Consider the following 4,787-nt stretch of genomic DNA (forward strand, 5'->3'; position numbering starts at 1 on the left):
GATGATCTCGGCGATCTTCTTCGACGAGGCTTCGATGGCCGACATGGTGGTGACCACCTGGCCGACCACCTCGCCGCCCTGCGAAGCGACACCGTGCGCGCCGATGGCGAGCTGGTTGGCCTGGCGGGCGTGCTCGGCGTTCTGGCGCACGGTGGAGGTCAGTTCCTCCATCGAAGCAGCGGTTTCTTCCAGGTTGGCGGCCTGCTGCTCGGTACGGCGCGACAGGTCACTGTTGCCCGAGGCGATCTCGCCGGCGGCCGAGCTGATCGCGCGGCTGGACTGCTTGATGCGGGTGACGATTTCACTCAGCTGCGCGGCGGTGGCGTTGGCGTCGTCGCGCATGCGGGCGAACACGCCCTGGTAGTCGCCGTGCATGCGCACGGTCAGGTCACCCTGCGACAGCGCGGCAAGCAGGCCGGAGATCTGTTCGATGCTGCCGGCATTGGCGTCCAGCAGGCCGTTGATCTGCTGGGCCAGCTGCAGGAAGAAGCCTTCCTTGTCGCTGGCGTCGATGCGGCCGGACAGGTCGCCGGCGGCGGCCTGGGCGATCACGCGCGCCACTTCGGCTTCGACCAGTGCCTCCTGGGTGCGGTCGCGCCATTCCACCACGTAGCCGACGGTGTCGCCGCCTTCGTTGCGGATGGTCGACACCACCTGCGCGAACTGGGCATCGCCGTACTGCATCGGGCGACGGGCGACGCCGTGGGCCTTCAGGTTGCCCAACAGCGTCTGGTCCATCTCGCCGCGGTGTTCCAGCACGGTGACCGGCTTGCCGATCAACGAGGCCTGGGCGTCGAAGTCCGGCAGGTCGCGGCGTACTTCATCCTGGTACTGGCTGAGGGTCTGCTGCAGGGCGCGGTTGCTGTAGACGATGGTGTTGCTGGTATCGGTCAGGTAGACACCGGTCGAGCTGTAGTCCAGCGCGGTGCGGATGCGCAGGTTCTCGCGGGCAACGGCCTGGTCGGTTTCGATGCGTTCGCGCAGGTCGCGCTGCATCCGCTGCATGGCCTGCATCAGTTCGCCCACTTCATCCTGGCGGCTGACGTCGATGTGGCCATCGAGCTTGCCGCCGGCCACGTCGTTGGCAACCGACACGGCGCCACGCACGCTGCCGACCAGGGCGCGCGCGAACAGCCAGACCAGCACCAGGCCGAGCGCGGCGCCGCCCAACAGGGCGATCACGGTCAGCACGGCGGAGGCGGAATAGGTGGACGCGGCCTCTTCGCGCGAGGCGCGGGCGAGGCGGTTGTCTTCGGCGATCAGCGCTTCCAGCGCCGAAGCAGCCTTGCGGTGCTTGGTGCGGGTCTCGCCCACGAAGGTATCGATGGCATCGTCCGGCAGGTCCAGCTCCAGCATCTCGGTGACGCTGTCGTAGGAGGCCAGAGCGTCCTTCCATTCCTTGGCGAAGGTATCGAACAGCTTCTTCTGCTGCGCGTTGTCGACCAGCTTGGGGTATTCCTTGATCGACGTGTCCATGCTGGTGCGCAGGTCGACGGCCTGCTTGCGCGCGTCGGACTTGACGTCATCGCTGGCGCGGATCAGCTGCTGGTAGGCGGCATTGCGGTACTCGCCCAGCATGCCGCGCATCTCGCCGGCCATGCGGATGCTTTCCATGCGTGAACCGGCCAACTCGGTGGTGACGTTGTTCAGCGAATGCAGTCCGCGATAGGCGACGATGCCCTGCAGCAGCATCACCAGCAGGAGGACGCCGAAGGTCAACAGCAGCTTCGGCATCAGTTTCAGGTTGTTGATCCACGGCATGGGCGTTGCGATCTCCTAAGGCAGACGCGTCCGGGCGTCGGGCCCGGTTGCAGCAGAAACCACGCCGGCACAAGCTCCGGCGTGGTTCGACGGACAGCGGATTACTTGATGTTGGCCAGCTTCAGGCCCGCCGGCGAGCTGACTTCGATTTCCGCGCGCGAGGCGTCGCGCTGGATCTTGCCGATCACGCACACGGTCTTGCCTTCCAGGGTTTCCAGCGGGAAGGAGAACTTGCCGCGGTTCTCGCCGGCGATGCGGGCCGAGAAGGTGTGGCGCGGGAAGGCACCGCCCATGTACAGGAAGGTCGGCTGGCCTTCGGAACCTTCTGCGTAGCGGGCCTTTTCGACCTTGCCACAGACCATGCCGTCCTTGCCGACCGAACGCGGGGCCAGTTCCGGCGGGATCATGTCGGCCGCCTGGGCGAACGCGGAGGAAGCGGTGGTGGCCAGGACAGCGGCCGAAACGAACGCAAGCAGGGACTTCATCGAGGTGTATCTCCGGGGATGGTGATGGTCGTTCCGGTTCCGCGCGCTCCTGCGCGACCGGCTTCTGTCCCCCTATCGGCACTGCTGGGGGGAACTGAAGGGTTTTGTGACCAGAACGTGAAGCAGGTCCGATGGATCAGGCGGCAGCGTCTTCGGCGAGGGAGGCCTGGCCCATGTCGGCGCTGTCGAGCAGGGTCTCGATGTCCAGCAGGATCAGCATGCGGTCGTCGTGGGTGCCGATGCCGGAGATGAAGCGGGTGTCGACTGCAGCGCCGAACTCCGGGGTCGGGCGGATCTGCTCGGCCGACAGCGGGATCACGTCCGACACGCTGTCGACCACGATGCCGACCACGCGGTCTTCGACGTTGAGCACGATCATCACGGTGAAGGCGTCGTAGCGGGCGTTGTCCAGGCGCAGCTTCAAGCGCAGGTCGATGACCGGCACGATGGTGCCGCGCAGGTTGATCACACCCTTGATGTAGTCCGGGGCGTCCGGCACGCGGGTGACCGCATCGTAGCCACGGATCTCCTGCACCTTGAGGATGTCCACGCCGTAGTGCTCGGCGCCGAGGGTGAAGCTGAGGAATTCGCCACCGGCGCTGGCGGCGGAGCTGGTCTTGTCGTTCATCGAGGGGTCCTGGTTCTGCCGGAAGTCCCGGTGTCAGGCTCGATATCGGCCCCGCGTGGGGGGACTTTAGGTGCCGGGGGAGAGGCATCCACGCATGGCGTGGATCTACCGCGGCGCGGCCGGCACGCGCATATGGCGTGGATCCGCCGAAGATCGCTAGTGCCGACCGCTGGCCGGCGACTGCATCATGCGGGTTGCCGGCCGCCGGCCGGCACGAACGGTCGAACGGGCCTCAGAGCTCGCCGTTGCGGCGCGCCTTGCGCTGGCGGTCGATGCGGAAGATGTAGCGCTGGATGGCGCTGTCGCCGCCGCGCGGCAGGCTGTCAAAGCGCATTCCCACGCGCTTCACCTCGATGCCATTGGGCTGTCGCTGTGGCAGCAGGTTGCAGACCACCAGTTCGATGTCCAGGTCGGGGCCATCGGGCAGCGACAGCTGCGCCGGGTAGCGCTTCTGCAGGCCGAATACGGCGCAGTCGTTGGGAACCACTACGGCCAGGCCGCCACCGCTGATGTCCACCACCCGCATCGACAGCGCTTCGGCACGTGCTTCGCCGGGTGGCAGCAGCAGATGCGGCGAGTCGGTGACCGGGGTCTCCAGCCGGTACAGCTCGCGGCGCTGCAGATGCACCAGTTCGTCCGGCAACGGGGCTCGGAAGGCGGCGTGGCCATCGTTGTCCACGCGCTGCAGTTCGTGCAGGCGGAACCGCACAAGGACACGTTCAAGCTGGGCGAAGCAGAGCAGGTGGTCGGCCTGCTCGGCGGCACGGTTCGATGCCTCCTGCGGGCTGCCGTCGAGCAGCAGGTAGTCTTCGTCCTCGTCGAGATCAAGCAGGGCGGTCGGGAAGGAACGATCCCGGCCGTCGATATGCGCGTTGATCAGTGATCGCTGGTCGATCAGCGAGCGCAGCAGCTGCCGCAGCTGGCGGGGGTTGCGGACCAGGAAGCGTTCGTCCGCGGCGTCGGCCGCGTGGACATCATGCAGTTCAGTGTCGTGGCCGTCGGACATGGAGTCTGTGATCAGGGGCGGGCGCCAGCACGCGTTGGTGCAGGCTCGATGGGGATATCGGCCTCTGCATTGGATTATGAAGTGAGATTTGCATCACTTTCCATGCATAAGGGGTCAGATCCCTTTCCCGTGGGAAAGGGATCTGACCCCGTGGCCCGCCATGCTGGTGCATCCACCCCATGGGCGGATGCTTTCTGCGTGGGGTCAGAACTCCTGCCAATCACCCTCGGCAGCCAGCGCCGGCTGGGCGGCCGACGCCCGCAGCGGCCGTGTCGGTGCGGCCTTGGTGACGGGCAGGGCGGCCGCGACCTGACGTGGCTGCGGTGCATTTGCCAACCGTGCCGGCGCAGCGGCGACGCCGTGCGATGCCAGCCGGAAGCGCGCCACGGCTTCGCCCAGCTGCACGGCCTGGTCTTCCATGGCGCGCGCCGCAGCAGTCGCTTCCTCCACCAGCGCGGCATTCTGCTGCGTGGTTTCGTCCATCTGCACCACGGTCTGGTTGACCTGCTCGATGCCGGCGCTCTGTTCCTGCGAAGCGGCGGAGATCTCGGCCATGATGTCGGTCACGCGCTGCACCGAGGCGACGATCTCGCCCATGGTGCTGCCGGCCTGGTGCACCAGGCTGGAGCCTTCGGCGACCTTGCCGACCGAATCATCGATCAGGCCCTTGATCTCCTTGGCCGCCGCAGCCGAACGCTGGGCGAGGGTACGCACTTCGCTGGCGACCACGGCGAAACCACGGCCCTGCTCGCCGGCACGCGCGGCCTCCACTGCGGCGTTCAGCGCCAGGATGTTGGTCTGGAACGCGATGCCGTCGATGACGCTGATGATCTCGGCGATCTTCTTCGACGAGGCTTCGATGGCCGACATGGTGGTGACCACCTGGCCGACCACCTCGCCGCCCTGC

Annotated in this window: 5 protein-coding genes; all 5 read right to left on the reverse strand. The window is 66.8% G+C overall.

Translation table 11 applies throughout. From position 1 onward, the window contains the following. Positions 1-1,761 (reverse strand): methyl-accepting chemotaxis protein (locus AC5P5R_RS22060; RefSeq protein WP_099597122.1); only part of this gene is annotated, 1,761 nt, incomplete at its 3' end. 101 nt (positions 1,762-1,862) lie between these two features. Continuing rightward, complete coding sequence (locus tag AC5P5R_RS22065; RefSeq protein WP_005409515.1) at positions 1,863-2,246, reverse strand: hypothetical protein; 384 nt, start codon at positions 2,244-2,246, stop codon at positions 1,863-1,865. A 136-nt stretch (positions 2,247-2,382) separates the two neighbouring features. Further along, entirely contained in the window at positions 2,383-2,874 is a 492-nt protein-coding gene (locus AC5P5R_RS22070; RefSeq protein ID WP_005409516.1) for a chemotaxis protein CheW, read from the reverse strand. A gap of 232 nt (positions 2,875-3,106) precedes the next feature. Beyond that, positions 3,107-3,880 (reverse strand): flagellar brake protein, encoded by a 774-nt coding sequence (locus AC5P5R_RS22075; RefSeq protein ID WP_043035402.1) that lies wholly within the window; start codon positions 3,878-3,880, stop codon positions 3,107-3,109. A 204-nt stretch (positions 3,881-4,084) separates the two neighbouring features. Then, the coding region (locus tag AC5P5R_RS22080) for a methyl-accepting chemotaxis protein (protein WP_495205409.1) at positions 4,085-4,787 on the reverse strand (703 nt) is incomplete at its 5' end.

This window comes from Stenotrophomonas sp. YJH_SMC_19, assembly GCF_059367915.1.

What these genes read in the sequence shown, in the direction of transcription:
- AC5P5R_RS22065 (WP_005409515.1), bottom strand. Translation starts at nt 2,246, where the DNA reads ATGAAGTCCCTGCTTGCGTTCGTTTCGGCCGCTGTCCTGGCCACCACC.
- AC5P5R_RS22070 (WP_005409516.1), bottom strand. Translation starts at nt 2,874, where the DNA reads ATGAACGACAAGACCAGCTCCGCCGCCAGCGCCGGTGGCGAATTCCTC.
- AC5P5R_RS22075 (WP_043035402.1), bottom strand. Translation starts at nt 3,880, where the DNA reads ATGTCCGACGGCCACGACACTGAACTGCATGATGTCCACGCGGCCGAC.